Origin of the sequence: Actinocatenispora rupis (genome assembly GCF_016861975.1) — a bacterium.
Classification (GTDB): Bacteria; Actinomycetota; Actinomycetes; order Mycobacteriales; family Micromonosporaceae; genus Actinocatenispora; species Actinocatenispora rupis.
Genome location: NZ_BOMB01000019.1, coordinates 38,192 through 57,826 on the forward strand (window position 1 = coordinate 38,192; position 19,635 = coordinate 57,826).

Consider the following 19,635-nt stretch of genomic DNA (forward strand, 5'->3'; position numbering starts at 1 on the left):
GCGCTACCATACATGCAGAAGCGTGCAAGAACAGGAGAGAGTGCGGATGCTGGCTGCTGAACGGCGCGACCACCTGCTGGGTCTGCTCGCTCGCGAGGGCAAGATTGTCGCCAAGGACGTCGCCGCCGAACTGGGGATCTCCGGGGACAGCGTGCGGCGCGACCTGCGCGACCTCGCCGCCGAGGGACTGTGTCAGCGGGTCTATGGCGGCGCGCTGCCTGTCTCGCCCGCGGTCGTGGACTATGCCGCCCGGCAGACCGTGGCCCCGGACGGCAAGCGGAAGGTCGCTTCGGTGGCCGCCGGGCTGGTGCGGCCGGGCGGCGCACTGATCCTCGACGGCGGCACCACCGCCCTCGCCGTCGCTCACTCGCTCCCGCAGGATCTTGCGTGCACCGTGATCACCCACAGCCCCACGATCGCCGCGGCCCTGATCGACCATCCGCAGGCGGAGCTCTACCTGCTCGGCGGCCGCATCTTCAAGCACTCGGCGGTCGCCTGCGGCGCGGCCGCGGTCGAGGCAGCGCAGAACATCTCCGCCGACCTCTGCCTGCTCGGCGTCACCGGCGTGCACCCCGAAGTGGGACTGACCACCGCAGACGCCGAGGAGGCGGCGATGAAGCGCGCCCTGGCCGCACGAGCCGCGGACACCTACATCCTCGCCTCCTCCGAGAAGATCGGCACGGCTTCACGGTTCCGCGTCCTGCCCTGGGAGACGGTCAGCGGACTGATCACCGACACCGACCCCCACGACGCGGTCGTCGAACAGCTCAAGGCGCTCGGCCTGGAAGTCCTGGTAGCCGCCTGACAGCCGCGAGCCGAACACGGGATCGCCGACCCGGCTGGCACGTGTCCAGAGCACCAACCCGCCACCACCATGGTTTAGCCATCCACAGGAATTTGACAATTGCTCCCCGCGCGGTGGACTAGTCCCCGGGCATTGGTTCTCGGGAGGTGATCGCGTGACCCCGCGCGTTGCCACGGTCCACGATGCAGGCGCGGTCGCCGAACTGCTCGACGCCTTCAACCGCGAGTTCGCGACTCCCACGCCGGGTGTCGCAACCTTGACCGCACGCCTGGTCCGGCTACTGGCCGGCCCGGCGATGTTCGCCATGCTCTGTGGTGAACCACCGGTGGCCGTTGCGCTCGTGTCGCTGCGACCCAACGTCTGGTACGAGGGGCCTGCCGCGCTACTCGATGAGCTTTACGTAGCGCCCGATCGGCGCAACCGCGGCATCGGCACCGAGCTACTGACATCGGTCGAGTCCGAGGCGCGTCGTCGCGGCGGCGAGGTGCTGGAGATCAATGTCGACGGTCAGGACACGGACGCTCGCCGCTTCTACCGCCGTCACGGCTACACCGACACCGAGCCCGGCCAGAGCGAACCGAGCCTGTACTACTACAAGGAACTCGCCACGCCGACCGGCGAAACTCAGGGTCCGCCGTCGACGGATGCGCCGCCCCCGTCCGTCAGGTGATGCGCAACAGCGGTCTGGTTTCGGCCACCTTGAGCCCGACGTCTCCGCAGGGTGTCGGGATTCAACGTCGACCGCAGCGTACTCACCGGCCGTGCCCAGCGCGGATGGTGTTCGCCGCCGACCCGGCCGCGCCGACGGGGCCGGCCGCGGCGGCTGACCACGCGCGACTGGCAGCGTCAGGCGTGGCCGGCCGAGCCACGCCCTGTTCCCCGTACCGCGGTCGGCCCGGCCACGGCAGGTTGCCCGGTGGCAGTCTGTCGCGGCGACCGCCCCTCGACCACGCCGGCTACGACGGCGACACCGTCACGATCGCCCGTCCTGCGTCAGCCGCCATCGGGTCGACGTCGGCGGGATCAACGGCACAGCCGGTCGGGCGACGAGGGGCTCGGCTGGGCTCCGTCTCGCTAATGTGGCGTTATGCGAAGGAGGGCCCTGTTCCTTGCTGTCCTGCCGGCCGCACTGTCCGGCTGCTCGGCGCTACCGGCGTCCAAGCCGACGGCGACGCCCCGTCCGGTGACTGCACAGGTGTTTTTCGACAGCGAAGCCACCCAAGACCAAGAGGCGGCTGTACGACACGCGATTCAGTCAGGGCACGGCGTGACCGCGGTGGAGTACGAGACGCGCGAGCAGGCGTACCGGCGATTCAAGGAGACCTTCAAGGACGACCCGCACCTTGTCGCGACCGCCCGGCTGGAGGACTTCACCGACGACATCCGTTTCCGAGCCCGCACTGCGGCGTCCGCTCGCGCGCTGCTGGCTCGGGTACGGAAGATGGGTGGGGTGCGGAAGGTGCAGATCCTTCCGACGGCCAGCCCCTCCGCCAGCCCGCGATAGTTGGGCCGCCGGTAGGACCTGATGACTGCCGAGCAGAGCGCCGGGTGCGACGGCTGACAGCGTTCGGGTCCATCCGTGCGAGTCGCTGGCATGGCGAACGGCTCATCGGAAGGAAGGCCACAGAGCCTCGTCATCAGACCTCCGATCAGCCGTATGCGTCACGCTGCGGCCGGTTGCGGAGCGTTCGACATGACGCTGAACGCCTCTGCTTCGTCGAAGGTGCGGCTCGTTTGTGGGCAACGGCGACCGCCGCGGCGCCGGCCGCGCCGAGCAGGACCGCCGTGGCCAGCCGGCCGGCCCAGGGCGACGGGTCGGGCCGCGGCGCGGCCATCGTCTCCGGCCGGTGCACGGGGGAGTGACCCGCAAGTCCCTGCGCCAGCGCCTCCGCGAGGTGCATGGCCCGCCGTCCGGTGTCGGCTTGGTCGATCTGGGTACGGCAGCTGAAGCCGTCGGCGAGCACCAGCGCGTCCGGCGACGCGTCGCGTACCGCGGGGAGCAGGACACGTTCGGCGCAGGCCATCGACACGTCGTGGTGGCCGCGTTCGAAGCCGAAGTTGCCGGCCAGCCCGCAGCACCCGGAGTCGAGTACGTCGGCGACGATGTCGGCCCGCCGCATCAGTTCGGCATCCGGGTCGGTGCCGAGGACGGCATGTTGGTGGCAGTGCGTCTGCACGACCGCGTGCCGGGCGAGCCGCGGTGGCTCCCAGTCGTCGCGTACCAGCAGCTCCGACAGCGTGACGGTGGACTCCGCGAGCCGGGACACGTCCGCGTCGCCGGTGCCGAACAGTTCGGGCGCGTCGGTCCGGAACACCGCCGTGCAGGACGGTTCGAGCCCCACCACCGGGGTGCCGGCGTCGAGCCACGGCCGCAGCGTGTCGAGCGTACGGCGCAGGACGCGACGCGCCGTGTCGAGCTGCCCGGTGGAGATCCACGTCAGCCCGCAGCACACGGCCCGTTCCGGTACGGCGACGCGGAACCCGGCCGCCTCCAGTACCTCGACGGCGGCGCGCGCGACGTGCGGATGGAAGTGGTTGCTGAAGGTGTCCGGCCACAGCAGGACGGTGCGCGGATCGCCCAGCTGCGGTGGTTCGTCGTCGCGCCGGGCGTACCACTCGGCGAACGACTCCCGGGCGAACGGCGGCGCCTCGCGTTCGGCCGCCACCCCGGCGAGCCGCTTGCCGAGCGCGGCGACACCGGGCGCGTGCAGCACCGCGTTCGCCAGCCGCGGTACGGGGCGGGCCAGCCGCGCCCACAGCGGCAGCCAGCCCAGCGCGTAGTGCGCGGCGGGGCGCAGCCGGCCGGCGTAGTGGTGCGACAGGAACTCCGCCTTGTACGTGGCCATGTCCACCCCGACCGGGCAGTCCGACCTGCATCCCTTGCAGGCCAGGCAGAGATCCAGCGCGTCGCGTACCTCGGTGGAACGCCAGCCGTCCGTGATCGGCGAGTCGCCGTGCCCGTCGAGCATCTCGACCAGCAGTCGGGCCCGGCCTCGGGTGGAGTGCTCCTCCTCCCGCGTCGCCCGGTACGAGGGGCACATCACGCCGCCGTCGTCCGACCGGCAGTTGCCGATCCCGACGCAGCGCAGCGCCGCGGTGGTGAAGCTGCCGCCGTCGTGCGGGTACGCGAAGGCCGGGGTGGTGTCCGCGGGCCGCCAGTCGGCGCCGAGGCGCAGCTGCCCGTCCACCGGGTTCGGTGCGACGACCTTGCCGGGGTTCATCAGGTCGTCCGGGTCGAACAGCGCCTTCAGTTCGCCGAACGCCGCGACCAGCCGCGGCCCGAACATCCGTACCAGCAGCTCGCCGCGCGCCTGCCCGTCGCCGTGCTCGCCGGACAGCGACCCGCCGTACGAGCAGACCAGGTCCGCCGCGCGCGTCAGGAACTCCCGGAACGTCGCGACACCGGACGCCGTACGCAGGTCGAACGGGATCCGGGTGTGCACGCAGCCGTGGCCGAAGTGCCCGTACAGGGCCGGATGGTCGTAGTCGAACTCGGTGAACAGCCGCTTCAGGTCCCGCAGGTAGTCGCCGAGCCGGTCCGGCGGTACGGCCGAGTCCTCCCAGCCCTCCCAGGTCTCCCGGTCGTCGGGCGGCCGGGCGGTGACACCCAGCCCCGCCTCCCGCGCCTTGAGCAGTTCCTGCTCGCGGGCCGGGTTGTCCGACAGCCGTACCCGGGTGTCGTTGGTCGACCGGCCGATCGCGTCCAGCAGCCCGTACGCCTGCCGGTCGGTGTCGTCGGTGTCGTCCCCGGCGAACTGCACGACCAGCCAGCTGTTGCCGTCCGGGTACTGCCGCAGCGAGTCCAGGTAGGCGTGCTCCTCGCGCATCAGCTGGACCATCCGGTCGTCGATCGCCTCCACCTGCGTCGGCCCGCAGTGCGCCAGGATCCCGGGTACCGCGTCGGCGGCGGCGCAGATGTCGTCGTACCCGAGGATCAGAAGGGACTCGGCGGCCGGCACCGGCACCAGGTCGAGTTCGGCGCGCAGCACGGTGACCAGCGTGCCCTCGCTGCCCACCAGCGCCCGCGCCACGTCGAAGCCGCGTTCCGGCAGCAGCGAGTCGAGGTTGTACCCGGAGACCCGGCGCGGGATGTCCGGGTAGCCGCGGCGGATTTCGTCGCCGTAGCGCTCCGCGATGCCGCGCAGGCCCCGGTACAGCTCGGCGCGCGGGCCCCCGGCCGACACGATCCCCGCGTACTCCTCGCCCGAGGTCGGGCCGACCCAGCAGCTCACCCCGCCGACGGTACGGATCTCCAGCTGCCGCACGTTGTCCACGGTCTTCCCGTACGCCTGGGCGGAGGCGCCGCACGAGTTGTTGCCGATCATGCCGCCCAGCGCGCACTGCCCGTGCGTCGACGGCATCGGCCCGAACTGCAACCCGTGCCGCGCCAGCAGCCGGTTCAGCTCGTCCAGCACGATGCCCGGCTCGACCACGCAGGTACGTTGCGACGGGTTCACCGACAGCAGGCGGTGGCAGTACTTGGTCCAGTCGACGACGACGGCGACGTTCGTGGACTGGCCGCCGAGGCTCGTACCGCCGCCGCGGGGCAGGATCGGCGCGCCGTGCTCGGCGCACACCTCGACCGCGACGGCGCCGGCCTCGACCGTGCGCGGCAGCACCACGCCCAGCGGTACCTGGCGGTAGTTGGAGCCGTCGGTCGCGTACGCGCCGCGGCTGCCCGGGTCGAACCGCACCTCGCCGTCGACCCGGTCACGCAGCGCGCGTTCGAGCGCCCGGACGTCCAGCCCGGCCAGGTCCGCCGGACGCAGGTCCCGGACCGGCGCACGTACCGCCATCGTGGGTCACCTCCGAAGTCGACGCAGCCCGGCGACCGCCGCGGCACCGGCGACGGCGAGCGCCGCCGCACCGAGTACGCCGTGGTGGCGGGACGCCCACTGCTGCGGGTCGCGGGCGTGCGCGGTGTCGTCGAACTCGCCGTGCGCGCCGAAGTCGGCCGACCGGTCCGCGGGCTGCCACAGGTTTGCCGGCCGGTCCCAGTCCGTCGGCTGGTCGGTCTGCTGCGAGCCGAAACCGGTCCGCGCCAGGTACCGGTCCAGCAGGCCCGGCGCGACCGCGTTCGCCAGCAGCGTCAGCACCGTACTGGTGCCCACCCAGTACTCCCGGCGGCGCGGTCGGTCGGCGGCGTGCAGCACCGCGCGGGCCGCGAGTTCCGGCTGGTAGATCGGCGGCACCGGTTGCGGGTGCCGGGGCAGCCGGGACAGTACCCAGGAGAACTGCGGGGTGTTCACCCCGGGCAGCTGCACCATCGTCACGTGCACGCCGCTGTGCTCGTGCAGCAGCTCGCAGCGCAGCGACTCGTGGAAGCCCTGGATCGCGTGCTTGGCCCCGCAGTACGCCGACTGCAACGGGATCCCCCGGTACGCCAGCGCCGAGCCGACCTGCACCACCACACCCTCGTCGCGCGGCCGCATCAGCGCCAGCGCGGCCATCGTCCCGTACACGTAGCCCAGGTAGGTGACCGTCGTCGTCCGCTCGTACTCGGCCGGCCCGATCTTCTCGAACGGCGCGAACACCGAGGTGAACGCCGTGTTCACCCACACCTGTACCGGCCCCAGTTCCCGTTCGGCCGTCTCGGCGGCGGCGAACACCGCGTCCGGGTCCGCCACGTCCGTCGGGATGATCAAGGCTCGTCCACCGGCCTCCCGTACCTCCGCCGCGGCGGCGTCCAGCCCGGTTTTCCCGCGCGCCAGCAACGCCACCGAGGCGCCGCGCCGCCCGTACGCCCGGGCCACCGCGCGCCCCACGCCGCCGCTCGCGCCGGTCACCACGACCACCTGCGCCATGCCGCACCCTCCGTCCCGTCGTTGCCCGGGTACCCGCCGCCGCGCCCGTCAACCGTTGCCCCGCAACGCATCCGCCACGACCCGCAGATCCTCGACCAGCCCCCGGTACGCCTCGTCGCGCGCGTCGTCGCGCGCCCGCAGCACCGCCGACGGGTGCGTACTGATCACCGCGTGGCGCGGCCGGTCCCTCTCGTACGGCAGCAGCCGCCCGCGGTCGGCGGTGACCCGGTACCGCGGGCCGAGCAGCGCCCGTACGGCCGTGGCGCCGAGCGCGACCGCCACCTCGGGCCGCAACGCGGCGAGTTCGGCAGTCAGCCACGGCCGGCAGGCGGTCACGTGCGCGACGCCGGGCTTCTTGTGCAGCCGCGGCTTGTGCTCCCCTGCGGTGAAACGGAAGTGCTTCACCGCGTTGGTCAGGTAGCAGGCGGCCCGGTCGAGCCCGGCGTCGTCGAGCGCCCGGTCCAGCAGCCTCCCCGCGGGACCGGTGAACGGCTCGCCGCGCCGGTCCTCCACGTCGCCGGGCTGCTCGCCGACGAGGACGACGCGGGCATCCGGCGGCCCGTCCCCGAAGACCGTCTGCGTCGCGTCCCGGTACAGCTCGCAGCCCCGGCAGCCGGCCGCCGCCGCGGCGAGCCGGTCCAGATCCGCCCCCTCGGGTACGAAGTCGGCGGCGCCGCCGGCGGTCACGGTGTCACTCGACCGGCTCGTCGGCGTCCGGGCGCTCGGACACCTCGTCTTCCGTCGGACGGCCGGGCGTCGGTTCGCCCACGTCCGGCTCCTCCCGGGCCAACCGGCCGGCCAACGGTTCACCGTGCCGCTGCTCCGCCGCCGTCAGCCCGTACTCCTCGGTCGCCACCGGGTGGTCCGCCGGTACCGCCGCGCGCTGCGGATCGTCGACGCGGCGGTTGGCCGGCGACTCGTCGTCGGCGTACTCGGGCAGGCCGGCGCTCTCCGGGCTGGCGCCGGGATCGTCGCGCTCCGGCTCGCTGGTCGGCGCCTCCTGCTGTTCGGCCGCCGGGTTGATCTCACTCATGGCCTTCCGGGTACCCGCGCGCCGTACGGTCATGCGTCACCGGGGTCAGGACGCCCGGCGTACGGCACGTTCCAGCTGATCGCGGGTCATGCCGGACCGCCCGGACACGTCGAGCTTCCGCGCCAGGTCCATCAGCTCCGACTTGGACGCGTCCGCCAGTTTCGCCCCGCCGTCCGCCTTCGTCCGTTTCGCCCGGCCACCGCCTGCCTTCCGGGCAGCGGCGGGCCGCCGCTCGCCGGATCCCCGCTCACCGCCGGACCGGCGCCGCCCGCCGGCGCCACCCGACCCGCGCCCACCGCCGGACCGTCGACGCCCGTCCGCGCTGCCGGAACCGCGCCGGCCGGTGCCGCCGGACGAGGACGAGCGGGCCCGGACGCTGTCGCGCAGCGCCGACATCAGGTCGGTGACCTTCGTGTCCTCCGGCGGCGCCGCCTCCTCGACCACCTCGCGGCCCGCACGCTTCGCCTCGATCAGCTCGTCCACCCGTTCCCGGTAGCTGTCGTGGTACTGCTCCGGTTGCCACCGCTCGGTCATGGACTCGATGAGCTGTTCGGCCACCTTGAGCTGCTTGTCGTCCGACCGCGTTCGCGGCGGCGGTTCGTCGCCGAGCGTCGCGTCCGGATCCCGTACCTCGTCGGCGAAGTGCACGGTCGACAGCGCCAGCACGTTCCGGTACGGCCGGACCGCGGCGAGATGTTCCTTGCCGCGCAACACGAACGTGGCGATGCCGACCCGGTCGCTCGCCCGCAGCGCGTCCCGCAGCAGCGCGTACGCCGTGGTCGACTCCTCGCCGCGTGGCGCCAGGTAGTACGTCGACTCGTACATGATCGGGTCGATGTCGGGGCCGGGCACGAAGTCGGTGATCTCCAGCGACCGGGACCGGCCGGGCGCCACCGCGTCCAGCTCGTCCTGCTCCAGCAGCACGTACTCGTCGCCACCGAGGTGCGCGCCGCGCACGATGTCGTCGTACTCCACGTCCTCGCCGGTACGTTCGTTGACCCGCCGGTACCGGATGCGGTCGCTCGTGCCCCGCTGGAACTGGTTGAACCGTGGACTGTGGTCCTCGGTCGCGGAGTACATCCGGACACCCACGTTGACCAGGCCGAAGCTCAACGACCCGGACCACATCGGCCGCGCCATGTCGCCCACCTCCCCGCCGTGTCGCTACCCGCCGCCCGGCAGCGGAAACGCCGGCCGCACGCATGACCGAGCCGCCCGGGGGTACGCGGACGGGATGAACGACCCGAACCGGCCGAGTACGGCGCACCGGCCCTCCGTACGGGCGCGTCGTCGTGCCTGAACTGCCGGACGTGGAGAGCTTCCGTCGGCTGCTGGCCGAGCGCGCCGAGCGACGCGTCCTGCGCGCCGTCGACGTGTGCGACCCGCGCGTCCTGCACGGCGGCACCCCGCGCGAGCTGAGCGGACTGGTCGGCCGCCGGTTCACGGCACCGCGGCGGCACGGCAAGTGGCTGGTGGTCGGCTTCGCCCCGGTGCGCCGGCCGCATCCGGCGCTGCTCATGCACTTCGGCATGACCGGTGCACTGGTCTGGGTGCCCGACGACGAGCCGCCCGGCCCGTACGACCTGGCCGACCTGGCGGTCACCGGCGGCCGGATCCGGTACCGCGACCAGCGCCGGCTCCAGGGCTGGTGGTGGGCGCCGGGGCCGGACGAGGTGGCCGCGGTCCTCGACGGCCTCGGGCCGGACGCCGCGGACGCCTCCGCCCGTACCGTCGCCGAACGGCTGACCGCGCACCGCCGCGGGGTCAAGTCGGCGCTGCTCGACCAGCGCGTCCTGGCCGGCCTGGGCAACCTGATGGCCGACGAGGTCCTGTGGCGGGCGCGGCTCGACCCGGCCCGCCCCACCACCGACCTGTCCGGTACGCAGATCCGCACGCTGCACCGGGAACTGCGCCGCACGGTACGCGCCGCGAGCCGCGCCGGGCGCGTACCGGACCGGCCGGGGTGGCTCACCGGACACCGGGACGCACCGGACCCGCACTGTCCACGGTGCGGCGCGGCCCTGCGCCGCCGTCGCGTCGCGGGGCGCGGCACCTAGTCCTGCCCGCGCTGCCAGCCCGCGTGACCCCGGCGTACCGGACCGGAACGTCCACAGTAGACGGAGGTGGCACCGATGGCGGAGCTGACGATCGGGCGCCGGCACGTACCGCTCGGCAACCCGGGCAAGGCGCTGTTCACCGACCCGACGACCACCAAGTCCGACCTCGCCGGGTACTACCGGACCGTCGCCACGGTGATGCTGCCGCACCTGCGGGAGCGACCGCTTGCGCTGCAACGGTTCCCGGACGGCATCGGATCGGCCGGGTTCTTCCAGAAGCGCCGCCCCGACAACGCGCCGGACTGGGTGCCGGGCGCCCGCGTTCCCCGCGAGGGCGAGGGCGACACCGTCGAGATGATCTGCTGCCCGGACGAGGCCACCCTCGTGTACCTCGCCGACCAGGCGGTCGTCACCGTGCATCCGTGGCTGAGCCGCGCGGACCGGCCGCGTCACCCCGTCCGGCTCGTCGTCGACCTCGACCCGCCCGGCGACGACTTCGACACCGTACGGTTCGCCGCCCTCGCGCTGCGCGACCTGCTCGGCGAACTCGGCCTGCCCGCGTACCCGATGACGACGGGCTCGCGCGGGATGCACGTCATGGTGCCGCTCGTCGGCCGGCAGGACGTCGACGAGGTGCGCCGGTTCGCCCGCGGCGTGGCCGACGTCCTGGCCGCGCGGCACCCGGACCGGCTCACCACCGAGATGCGCAAGGACCGGCGCGGCGGGCGGCTGCTGCTCGACGTCATGCGCAACGCGTACGCGCTGCACGCGGTCGCCCCGTACGCGCCTCGGCCGCTGCCGGGCGCCCCCGTGGCCACCCCGCTGGACTGGGACGAGGTGGACGACGCGGACCTCACCGCCCGCCGGTACACGGTCCGGTCCGTACCCGGGCGGATCGACCGGGTCGGCGATCCGTGGGGTCGGGTCGACCGGCACGCCCGGATCCTGTCCACCGCGGCCCGGCGGCTGCGGTCGTGGCGCTGAGCGACCCGCGGGTGTTCCGGGCCACGCCGCGATGAGTTTCCGACCGCCGTACGGTCGGTCCCGGCAGCGTGGAAGCGGGAGAGGACGGACGCATGGGTGAGCTGCGGAAGCTGCTGCAGGGGTACGTCGACGACGGGCTGATGCCGGGGGCCGTGGCGCTGCTCGCGTACGGCGACGACGTCGAGGTCGAGGCGGTCGGCTCGCTCGACGTCGACGGCGGCGCGCCGATGCGGCCGGACACGATCGTGCGCATCGCGTCGGTCACCAAGCCGATCGTCGCCGCCGCCCTGCTCACCCTGGTCGAGGAGGGGCGCCTCGGGATGGACGACCCGGTCGACCCGTGGCTGCCGGAACTCGCCGACCCGGTCGTCGTCCGCACACCCACGAGCCCCGTCGACGACGTCGTACCGGCCGAGCGGGCGATCACCGTACGGGACCTGCTCACCTCGTGCCCCGGGTACGGCTTCCCGTCGGACTTCGCGCTGCCGCAGCTCGAACGGCTGTTCACGGTGCAGGAGGACGGCCGCCACCCGCGCAGCTTCCCGCACCCGGACGAGTGGATGGCCGCGCTGGGCCGCATCCCGCTGCTGTACCAGCCGGGCCGCACCTGGCTCTACGACACCGCGTCGACCCTCCAGGGCGTCCTGATCTCCCGCGTCACCGGCGCTCCGCTGCCCGACGCCCTGGCCGAGCGGATCCTCGGCCCGCTCGGCATGGTCGACACCGCCTTCCACGTACCGGCGGGCAAGCTCGGGCGGTTCGCCAGCTACTACGAGCCGGCGCCGGACGGTCGGCTGCGGCTGGTCGATCGGCCGGACGGGGAGTGGAGTACGCCGCCGGTCTTCCCGCTCGGCAACGGCGGACTGGTCGGCACCGTCGGCGACTGGTACCGGTTCGCCCGGATGCTGCTGGGCGGCGGCGCGCTCGACGGCCGCCGGGTACTGTCGGCCGAGTCCGTCCGCGCCATGACCACCAACCAGCTCGGCCCCGGCCAGCTGGCCGAGAGCGGACTGTTCCTCGACGGTCAGGGCTGGGGCTTCGGCGGCTCCGTCGACATCCACCGCACACATCCGTGGAACGTACCCGGCCGGTACGGCTGGACCGGTGGTACGGGCACCTCGGCGCACATCGTCCCGTCGACCGGATCGGTCGCCCTGCTGTACACCCAGGTCGGTGTCACCAGCCCGGTGAGTCCCGGCTGGCAGCTCGACTTCTGGCGCCACGCCGCCCGGTAGCGGGTCCGGTCACCGGTGGTGGCCGGGGCGGTCGGCGCCGAGCCCCCAGACCGCACCCACGAACGCCGGCGCCGCGAGCAGCAGACCGTACGGCCGGCCGCGGACGACGAGCAGCGCGCAGACCGGGAGTACGAGGAGGAACAGGAGCCCGGCCAGGACCCGCAGCCGCCAGTGCCGGAACTCCTGCGGCAGTCGCGGCCGTCCGCGGCGCAGGCCGTCGGCGAACCGGTGGTCGGCGGCGGTCGCGGCGAGGTCGATCTCGTCGAGTACGCGCTGCTCCCGTTCGCTGAGCACGTGCGTGGCGTACCCGTGGCGGGAGCGTTCAATCGCGGCGCCGGCCGCGGGGAACCGGAAACCGGGGTGCGCCGACGGCAACGGACGGGAAACCGGGCGGCCCGGTTACCCCTGGGCGCCGGGCCGCAACCGGCCGGCTCGCCACACACCGCCCGGGTTTACCCCCTGGGCGGCGGGGAACGCAGTGGCCGTGCGGATCGTACTGGAGGCTGGCTCGTGGTGGGTCGTGCTGACCGCGGTGTGGTGGGCGACCCTCAGCTCCGCGGCGCCCGACGACATGGCCATCGGGGCCGGCGCGGCCGCCGTCGCCGCGGTACTCGCGGTGGCCGCGCGCCGCATCGTCGGGCACCACTGGCCGCGGGCCGGTCTGCGCTGGCGCGTGCTGGCGTACCTGTTCGTCGCGCTGGCCGCCGACACCGTACGGCTGTTCGTCGTGTGCCTGCCGCGGCTGGTCGCCGACCGTAGCCGGGACGGGCGGCTGGCCCGCGCCGCCGTCTCACCGGGCGGCGGGAACCCCAGCCACCGCGCCGCGGGCACGCTGCTGCTGTCCGCCGCGCCCCTGGCGTACGTGGTGGACTGGCCGGACGGGCGGCCACCGGTACTGCACCGGCTCGGCGCCGACCGCGGTGCGCTCGAACGGGAGGTACTGCGGTGATCTGGTTGCTGGGCGCGGTGATCCTGATGTGCGCGGGGCTCGGCCCCGCGCTGTACCTGTCGTCCCGCGGCGACGGCATCGACCGGCTGGTGGGCCTGGAACTCACCGGCGCGATCGTCGTCCTGGTCGGTCTGCTGCTCGCGCAGGGCTTCGCCCAGCCGATGTACCTCATCGTGCCGCTGGTACTGGCGTTGCTGTCGTTCGCCGGGACGCTGGTGTTCACCCGCCTGCTGGGACCGCGGCCGTGACCACCGTCGTCGGTGCCGTACTGGCCGGGCTTGGCGTGCTGGTCGTGGTCGCCGCCGCGCTCGGCGCGCTGCTGCCGCGGACCGCGCGCGGCCGCCTGCACTTCGTCACCCCGGTCACCTCGGTCGGTACGCCACTGGTCGGCGCCGGGCTGGCCGTCGCGACCGGCTGGCAGTTCGCCACCGCGACCATCGTGTGCACGGTCCTGCTGATGGCGGTCACCGGACCGGCCGTGTCGGCGGCCATCGGCCGGGTCTCCGCGCAGCGCGACGGTCGCATCGACGCGGGATCGCCGCAGTGAACGCCGTCCTGATCGGGGTCGCGCTGACGCTGGTGGCGGCGGCGGGCGCGGTCGTGGCGCTGACCGGCCGCCCCGGCCGCCAGGCCGTGACCCTGTCGGCGTACGGGCTGCTGCTGGCCCTGCTCTTCCTCGTACTCCAGGCGCCCGACGTGGCGCTGTCCCAGATCGCCGTCGGTACGGTCGTGGTGCCGTTGATGGTGCTGCTGGCGGTACGCCGAATCCGGCGGGGCCGACGATGACCCGCACCGTACGGCTGGTCGTGTTCGGGCTCGGCGGCGCCGCGCTCGCGGTGCTGTTCGCCCTGGCGTTGCTGCGGATGCCGCCGTTCGGCACCGCCGACCACCCGTACCGGGACCTGGCGGTGGCGGCCGCGGCGGCGCACCAGACCGGCAACGCCGTCTCGTCGGTCAACTTCGACGTGCGCGGGCTCGACACCCTCGGTGAGGAGATCATCCTGCTCGGCTCGGTGGTCGGCGCCGCGACGCTGCTGCGTCCCGCGCGCGACGAGAGCGAACGCCGCGAACCACGCGGTGGCCGGGTCCTCGACAGCACCGCGCTGCTCTGCTGGGTACTGCTGGCCGTGACGACGCTGATCGGCATCGACGTGGTGGTGCACGGCCATCTCACCCCTGGCGGCGGCTTCCAGGGCGGCGTGGTCCTGGCCACCGGCCTGCACCTGCTGTACCTGGCGGGCAGCTACCCGGCGCTGCGCCGGCTGCGTCCGCTCTCCTGGTACCAGTGGGGCGAGGGGGTCGGGGCGGCGGGGTTCGCCGCGATCGGCGTCGCGGGCACCGTCGCCGGCGGCGCGTACCTGGCGAACGTGCTGCCGCTCGGCACGCTCGGCCACATCGCCTCCGCCGGTACGGTGCCGCTGCTCAGCCTCGCCGTCGGGGTGGCGGTGACGTGCGGGACGGTCGTCCTGCTGGCGCAGTTCCTGACCCAGGAACTGCGGATCACGCGACGGGAGTGAGCACCGTGCACGGTTACGCCTACGTCGTCGCCGGCTGGCTCGTACTGGTCGGCGCGCTCGGTATCGTCCGCAGCCGCCACCTGGTGCACGCGATCGTGTCGCTGTCGGTCGTACAGTCCGGCACGTACGTGTTCCTGCTCGCCGTCGGGTACCAGTGGAACGTGCCGGCGCCGATCTTCACCAGCCGCTCGGCGGTGACCCGCGCGGTGGTCGACCCGGTGGTACAGGCGATGACGCTGACCGACATCGTGGTCTCGGCGATGGTGACGGCGCTGCTGCTGGCGCTGGCCGTCCAGATCGAGAAGACCCACGGCACGGTGGACCCGGACCGGCTCCGCGCGCTGCGGGGCTGACGTGCCGGCCGGTGGGCTGAGCGCGCTGCCACCGCTCGCGGTGGTCGGCCCGATCCTGCTCGCCTGCCTGGTCCTGGTCGTCGGCCGGTGGCTGCCGCGGCCGGTGCCCGACGTCGTCGCGGTGGTGACCGCGGCCGCCGTCGCCGCCGTGACAGGCGTACTGGCCGTGGCGTCGTTGCACGGCCGGATCGTGTCGTACCTGGGCGGCTGGCCACCGCGGGGCGACCGTACGCCGGGGATCGTGCTGGTCGCCGACCCGCTCGGCGCCGGACTCGGCTGCCTCGCCGCGCTGCTCACGCTCGCCGCCCTGGTGTACGGCTGGCGGTACTTCGAGGACGCCGAGGCCCACTACCACGTCCTGGTGCTGCTGTTCCTGGCCGGCATGGTCGGCTTCACACTCACCGGCGACCTGTTCACCATGTTCGTGTTCTTCGAACTCATGGGCGCGGTCGCGTACGCGCTGACCGGGTTCCGGATCGAGGAGCCGCAGTCGGTCCAGGGCGCGCTCACGTTCGGCGTGACGAACTCGGCCGGGGCGTACCTGTCGCTGATGGGCATCGGCATGCTCTACGCCCGCACCGGCCAGCTCGGCATGGCACCGGTCGGCGCGGCGCTCGCCGGCCGGCCCACCGACGCGCTCGTGGTCGTCGCCTTCGTCCTGTTGTGCTGCGGGCTGCTGGTGAAGGCGGCCATGGTGCCGCTGCACTTCTGGCTGGCCGACGCGCATGCCGTCGCCCCGACCCCGGTCTGCGTGCTGTTCTCCGGCGTCATGGTCGAACTCGGCGGTTACGCCGTCGTGCGGATCTGGTGGACGGTGTTCGCCGGCGCCCTGCCGGCCGCGCCCGCGCGTACCACGTTCCTGGTCTTCGGCACGCTCACCGCGCTCCTCGGCGCGCTGATGTGCGTGACGCAGCGGCACCTCAAACGCCTGCTGGCGTACTCGACGGTCGCCCATGTCGGGCTGTTCCTGACCGGGTTCGCGCTGCTGACCCGCGACGGCCTCACCGGCACCGCCGTGTACGTGGTCGGCCACGCCGGTACCAAGGGCGCGCTGTTCCTGCTCGCCGGCGTCCTGCTCAACCGGTACGGCAGCGTCGACGAGCGGCACCTGCACGGCCGGGCCGGCCACCGCAACGTCGCCTGCTGGGCGTACCTGGTGGCGGGGGTGGCGCTGGCCGGGATGCCGCCGTTCGGCCCCGGACTGGGCAAGGCGATCGGCGAGGAGGCCGCCACCACCGCCGGGTACCCGTGGCTCGTCGCGCTGTTCGTCGCGGTCTCCGCGGTGACCGCCGGTGCGGTACTACGCGCCGGCCTGCGGGTGTTCCTCGGTCTGGGGCGCCGACCGGGGCCCACCGCCGAGGAGACGACCGGGGAGCACGAGGACCCGGAGACCGGCCAGCCGCTGCGGCGTACGCCGGCGGCCATGCTGGCGGCCGTCCTGGCGCTGCTGGCCGGCAGCCTCGCGGTCGGCGTCGTACCGGGGTTCGCCGCCGCGGTGGGCCGGGCCGCCGCGTTCACCGTCGACGGCACCGGCTACCGCGCGCAGGTCCTGCACCACGCCGCGGCGCGCCTGCCCACCACCCTGCCCGCGTACTGGACCTGGTCGGGTGTCCTGCTCGGCCTGCTCTCCACCGCCCTCGCCGTACTGGTCGCCGCGGTGGCCGTCGCCGCTCCCGCCGCGCTGCGGCGACCCGCCCGTACGGTGCGCCCGGCGGTGGACGTCCTGCACCGGCTGCACTCCGGCCACGTCGGCGACTACGTGGCGTGGCTGTTCGCCGGACTCGCCGGCTTCGGCGTCCTGCTCGCCGCCGGATCCCTCGCCTGACCCGCCACGGCGGCGCCGATCCGCTCTCACCGCCGGGCATGTCCGGAAACGGTGGGCGTGTGCGACGGCCGCGTTCCGGGTATCCGGTGGGCATGGGACACGTCGCGACGAACCACACCGAGACCGAGCACGACACCTCCGACGTACTCGCCGAGGACGAGGTGGTCCACGTGTCGACCGGCGCCGAGGAACTCGCCGACGGCCTCGACCGGCCCGCCACGTTCGCCCCCGACGTACCGAACTGGGACAAGGACGACTGACGCCGTTCGCCGCCGCCGCAACCGATGCGGCGTGCCAGGCATGACGCGGTGGTCGCCGGGTACCCCTGCTGCCGAGGGGGGAGTACCGATGACGATCGCTGTCACTGCGCTACTTCGACTGGTGGACGCCAACGACGCCGACGTGGACAACGCGCGGCACCTGCTGTCCCACCACTATCCTGACGGGACCGGCGTCTGCCCGCGCTGCCGCAGCCGCTATCCCTGTGTACCGCGGCGCATCGCCGAGACCCTCCTCCGCACCGCCGCGTCCCGCTGAGTACTCCACAGTGGACGGTCACACCGTCCACTGTGGAGGATTCGGGCCGAGTACCGCTGGGCTCAGCCGTGGCGGCGGACCCGTCAGTGCGGTGACCGTCCGCAGCGTACGGGGCGCGGACCCGCTCCCGATCCGGCCCGCGCAACGCCGTCCACCCCCGCGGGCCGCTTCGCCCGCGTGCCGCGATCGGGTGTCGGTTGCCGCCGACGGGCGACCCGGCGGGTTTGCCCGATGCGGCAGGGGGTAGCTGGCCGGCGAGCGAAGGGGAGGCCATGGACGAGCGCAACACGGCACCGGATCGGGACAAGCAGCAGCGGATGGAGCAGGCGCGGCGTCGTCCGGACGGCACCCGCCTGACCACCCAACAGGGCGTACGGGTGGATCACACCGACGACTCGCTGAGCGCGGGCGCGCGCGGTCCCACGCTGATGGAGGACTTCCACGCGCGGGAGAAGATCACCCACTTCGACCACGAACGCATCCCGGAACGTGTCGTGCACGCCCGCGGCGCCGGCGCGTACGGCTACTTCGAGCCGTACCGGTCGATGGCGGAGTACACGACGGCGGACTTTCTGGCCGAGCCGGGGCGGCGGACCCCGGTGTTCGTCCGGTTCTCGACGGTCGCCGGCTCGCGCGGCTCCGCGGACACGGTGCGCGACGTACGGGGTTTCGCGACGAAGTTCTACACCCGGGCCGGCAACTACGACCTGGTCGGCAACAACATGCCGGTGTTCTTCATCCAGGACGGCATCAAGTTCCCCGACTTCGTCCACGCGGTGAAACCCGAACCCGACCGCGAGATCCCGCAGGCCGCCTCGGCGCACGACACGTTCTGGGACTTCGTGTCGCTGCAACCGGAAGCGATGCACACGGTGATGTGGCTGATGTCGGACCGGGCGATCCCGCGCAGCTACCGGATGATGCAGGGCTTCGGCGTGCACACGTTCCGGTTCGTCAACGCCGACGGCCGCGGCACGTTCGTGAAGTTCCACTGGAAGCCGAAGCTGGGGACGCACTCGCTGGTGTGGGAGGAGGCGCAGACCTGCGCCGGCAAGGACCCCGACTTCAACCGGCGCGACCTCTGGGAGGCCATCGAGTCCGGCCACTTCCTCGAGTGGGAACTGGGCGTACAGCTGGTGCCGGAGTCCGACGAGTTCGCCTTCGACTTCGACCTGCTGGACGCCACGAAGATCATTCCCGAGGAGCAGGTGCCGGTGGAGCCGGTCGGCCGCATGGTGCTCGACCGTAACCCGGACAACTTCTTCGCCGAGACCGAGCAGGTCGCCTTCCACACCGCGAACGTGGTGCCCGGCATCGACTTCACCAACGATCCGCTGCTGCAGGCCCGGAACTTCTCGTACCTCGACACGCAGCTCATCCGGCTCGGCGGCCCGAACTTCGCGCAGCTGCCGGTGAACCGCCCGGTCGCCGAGGTCAGCACCAACCAGCGCGACGGGTACGGCCAGCAGGACGTGCACGTCGGCACCGCGGCGTACTCGCCGAACTCGCTGAACCCGGGCGGCTGCCCGGTCGTCGCCGACGACGGCGCGTACCGGCACCACGCGGAACGTGTCGACGGGGCGAAGATCCGGGCCCGCAGCGAAAGCTTCCAGGACTTCTACAGCCAGCCGACGCTGTTCTGGAACAGCATGTGCGACTGGGAACGCGAGCACATCGTCGCGGCGTTCCGGTTCGAGCTGGGCAAGGTCGAACACCGGCACGTACGGGAGCGCACCGTCGCGCGGCTCAACGCCATCGACCACGACCTCGCGGTCCAGGTGGCGGACGGCATCGGCGTCGCACCGCCCGACCAGCCGGAGGTACCCAACCACGGCCGCAGCTCGCCGGCGCTGAGCATGGCGAACAGCCCGCGCGACTCCGTCGAGACCCGGAAGATCGCCGTACTCGCCGCCGACGGGATCGCCGCCGACGGCCTGCGCCGGGTACTCGCCGAACTGTCCGAGCGCGGCGCCGTACCCGAGGTACTGGGCGTCGTCGACGGCACGGTCACCAGTACCGACGGCGACGACCTGCCCGTGGCCCGCCAGCACGGCACCGTCGACGCCGCCCTGTACGACGCGGTCCTGGTACCGGACGGCGCCGACGCGGTCGCGGCGCTCGCCGCCGACGGCGCCGCCAGCCGGTACGTTCTGACGGCGTTCAAGCACGGCAAGCCGGTCGGTGGCCTCGGCGCCGGGGCGGACCTCGTGTCCCGGTTGCTCGGCGACAGCCTGGACGGCGGCGACGACGGTGTCGTGCTCTCCGACGGTACCGACGGCTTCGCCGAACGGTTCGCCGCCGCGCTGGCCCGCCACCGGTGGTTCGAACGGCCGCTGGACCAGGTACCCGCCTGAGCACCGGCCACGACGCTTCTCCGCGGCCGTCCAGCACACCGGTAGGCCCGCCGTTCCGGTGTACTGGCGCGGCGTGCGGGAGATGGCGCTGCGGACCAGACGGCTCCGAGCCGATCCGGTGTGTTGGCGCGGCGTGCGGGACGCGAACATGGCGCTCGTCCTGCGGAGCAGACGGCTCCGGG

At 73.2% G+C, this 19,635-nt stretch carries 21 protein-coding genes and 1 pseudogene; 16 read left to right on the forward strand and 6 right to left on the reverse strand.

All coding sequences use genetic code 11. The annotated features are described in order from the left end of the window. The first annotated feature begins 46 nt into the window (after positions 1-46). The 3 genes and pseudogenes from Aru02nite_RS16320 (at position 47) to Aru02nite_RS16330 (ending at position 2,309) form a co-directional block, all read left to right on the forward strand. A complete protein-coding gene (locus Aru02nite_RS16320; protein WP_203658387.1) occupies positions 47-805 on the forward strand; it encodes a DeoR/GlpR family DNA-binding transcription regulator in 759 nt (252 codons plus the stop codon). Between the two features lie 154 nt (positions 806-959). Next, a pseudogene (locus Aru02nite_RS16325) lies at positions 960-1,409 on the forward strand (GNAT family N-acetyltransferase); the annotation flags it as partial. A 483-nt stretch (positions 1,410-1,892) separates the two neighbouring features. After that, positions 1,893-2,309, forward strand: a complete 417-nt coding sequence (locus tag Aru02nite_RS16330) for a permease-like cell division protein FtsX (protein WP_239076728.1) — start codon at positions 1,893-1,895, stop codon at positions 2,307-2,309. Positions 2,310-2,454: 145 nt separating this feature from the next. Here the strand turns inward: Aru02nite_RS16330 and Aru02nite_RS16335 are convergent, their stop codons facing one another. Genes Aru02nite_RS16335 through ku form a run of 5 tightly spaced genes read right to left on the reverse strand, consistent with a single transcriptional unit; the run spans position 2,455 to position 8,782 of the window. Then, positions 2,455-5,601 (reverse strand): FAD-binding and (Fe-S)-binding domain-containing protein, encoded by a 3,147-nt coding sequence (locus Aru02nite_RS16335; RefSeq protein WP_203658390.1) that lies wholly within the window; start codon positions 5,599-5,601, stop codon positions 2,455-2,457. A gap of 6 nt (positions 5,602-5,607) precedes the next feature. Continuing rightward, positions 5,608-6,609, reverse strand: a complete 1,002-nt coding sequence (locus Aru02nite_RS16340; protein ID WP_203658391.1) for an SDR family oxidoreductase — start codon at positions 6,607-6,609, stop codon at positions 5,608-5,610. Between the two features lie 48 nt (positions 6,610-6,657). Next, complete coding sequence (locus Aru02nite_RS16345; protein ID WP_203658392.1) at positions 6,658-7,296, reverse strand: UdgX family uracil-DNA binding protein; 639 nt, start codon at positions 7,294-7,296, stop codon at positions 6,658-6,660. A gap of 4 nt (positions 7,297-7,300) precedes the next feature. After that, positions 7,301-7,642, reverse strand: coding sequence for a flagellar biosynthesis protein FlhF (locus Aru02nite_RS16350; RefSeq protein ID WP_203658393.1), 342 nt, complete (start codon positions 7,640-7,642; stop codon positions 7,301-7,303). Positions 7,643-7,687: 45 nt separating this feature from the next. Continuing rightward, positions 7,688-8,782: a non-homologous end joining protein Ku gene (gene ku / locus Aru02nite_RS16355; RefSeq protein ID WP_203658394.1), complete on the reverse strand. Its 1,095-nt coding sequence runs from the start codon at positions 8,780-8,782 to the stop codon at positions 7,688-7,690. 152 nt (positions 8,783-8,934) lie between these two features. Between ku and Aru02nite_RS16360 the strand changes: the two genes are divergently transcribed. The 3 genes from Aru02nite_RS16360 to Aru02nite_RS16370 all read left to right on the forward strand — a co-directional run bounded on the left by Aru02nite_RS16360 (position 8,935) and on the right by Aru02nite_RS16370 (position 11,918). Further along, on the forward strand, positions 8,935-9,699 hold the full coding sequence (locus Aru02nite_RS16360; protein ID WP_203658395.1) for an Fpg/Nei family DNA glycosylase: 765 nt from the start codon (positions 8,935-8,937) through the stop codon (positions 9,697-9,699). A gap of 75 nt (positions 9,700-9,774) precedes the next feature. Continuing rightward, positions 9,775-10,683 (forward strand): non-homologous end-joining DNA ligase, encoded by a 909-nt coding sequence (ligD, locus tag Aru02nite_RS16365; protein WP_203658396.1) that lies wholly within the window; start codon positions 9,775-9,777, stop codon positions 10,681-10,683. Positions 10,684-10,775: 92 nt separating this feature from the next. Then, positions 10,776-11,918 (forward strand): serine hydrolase domain-containing protein, encoded by a 1,143-nt coding sequence (locus Aru02nite_RS16370; protein ID WP_203658397.1) that lies wholly within the window; start codon positions 10,776-10,778, stop codon positions 11,916-11,918. A gap of 9 nt (positions 11,919-11,927) precedes the next feature. Here Aru02nite_RS16370 and Aru02nite_RS16375 read toward each other — a convergent pair whose 3' ends face one another. Next, positions 11,928-12,212 carry a DUF3040 domain-containing protein gene (locus Aru02nite_RS16375; protein ID WP_203658398.1) on the reverse strand — a complete coding sequence of 95 codons (285 nt, stop codon included), beginning with the start codon at positions 12,210-12,212 and terminating at the stop codon, positions 11,928-11,930. Positions 12,213-12,402: 190 nt separating this feature from the next. Between Aru02nite_RS16375 and Aru02nite_RS16380 the strand changes: the two genes are divergently transcribed. The 10 genes from Aru02nite_RS16380 to Aru02nite_RS16425 all read left to right on the forward strand — a co-directional run bounded on the left by Aru02nite_RS16380 (position 12,403) and on the right by Aru02nite_RS16425 (position 19,453). Further along, positions 12,403-12,867 carry a hypothetical protein gene (locus tag Aru02nite_RS16380; protein WP_203658399.1) on the forward strand — a complete coding sequence of 155 codons (465 nt, stop codon included), beginning with the start codon at positions 12,403-12,405 and terminating at the stop codon, positions 12,865-12,867. Beyond that, positions 12,864-13,115 (forward strand): monovalent cation/H+ antiporter complex subunit F, encoded by a 252-nt coding sequence (locus tag Aru02nite_RS16385; protein WP_203658400.1) that lies wholly within the window; start codon positions 12,864-12,866, stop codon positions 13,113-13,115. The genes Aru02nite_RS16380 and Aru02nite_RS16385 overlap by 4 nt, the downstream gene beginning before the upstream one ends. Continuing rightward, on the forward strand, positions 13,112-13,414 hold the full coding sequence (locus Aru02nite_RS16390) for a monovalent cation/H(+) antiporter subunit G (protein WP_203658401.1): 303 nt from the start codon (positions 13,112-13,114) through the stop codon (positions 13,412-13,414). The genes Aru02nite_RS16385 and Aru02nite_RS16390 overlap by 4 nt, the downstream gene beginning before the upstream one ends. After that, complete coding sequence (locus Aru02nite_RS16395; protein ID WP_203658402.1) at positions 13,411-13,653, forward strand: hydrogenase subunit MbhD domain-containing protein; 243 nt, start codon at positions 13,411-13,413, stop codon at positions 13,651-13,653. Before Aru02nite_RS16390 ends, Aru02nite_RS16395 begins: the two co-directional genes overlap by 4 nt. Next, positions 13,650-14,384 carry an MnhB domain-containing protein gene (locus tag Aru02nite_RS16400; RefSeq protein ID WP_203658403.1) on the forward strand — a complete coding sequence of 245 codons (735 nt, stop codon included), beginning with the start codon at positions 13,650-13,652 and terminating at the stop codon, positions 14,382-14,384. The genes Aru02nite_RS16395 and Aru02nite_RS16400 overlap by 4 nt, the downstream gene beginning before the upstream one ends. 5 nt (positions 14,385-14,389) lie before the next feature. Further along, complete coding sequence (locus Aru02nite_RS16405; protein ID WP_203658404.1) at positions 14,390-14,737, forward strand: sodium:proton antiporter; 348 nt, start codon at positions 14,390-14,392, stop codon at positions 14,735-14,737. A 1-nt stretch (position 14,738) separates the two neighbouring features. Then, positions 14,739-16,562 carry a complex I subunit 5 family protein gene (locus Aru02nite_RS16410; RefSeq protein WP_239076729.1) on the forward strand — a complete coding sequence of 608 codons (1,824 nt, stop codon included), beginning with the start codon at positions 14,739-14,741 and terminating at the stop codon, positions 16,560-16,562. A gap of 92 nt (positions 16,563-16,654) precedes the next feature. Then, complete coding sequence (locus tag Aru02nite_RS16415) at positions 16,655-16,822, forward strand: hypothetical protein (RefSeq protein WP_203658405.1); 168 nt, start codon at positions 16,655-16,657, stop codon at positions 16,820-16,822. A gap of 88 nt (positions 16,823-16,910) precedes the next feature. Beyond that, the gene (locus Aru02nite_RS16420) at positions 16,911-17,099 is read left to right on the forward strand and encodes a hypothetical protein (protein ID WP_203658406.1); all 189 of its coding nucleotides are present in this window, start codon (positions 16,911-16,913) and stop codon (positions 17,097-17,099) included. Between the two features lie 272 nt (positions 17,100-17,371). Further along, the gene (locus tag Aru02nite_RS16425; protein WP_203658407.1) at positions 17,372-19,453 is read left to right on the forward strand and encodes a catalase; all 2,082 of its coding nucleotides are present in this window, start codon (positions 17,372-17,374) and stop codon (positions 19,451-19,453) included. The last annotated feature ends 182 nt before the right edge of the window (positions 19,454-19,635 follow it).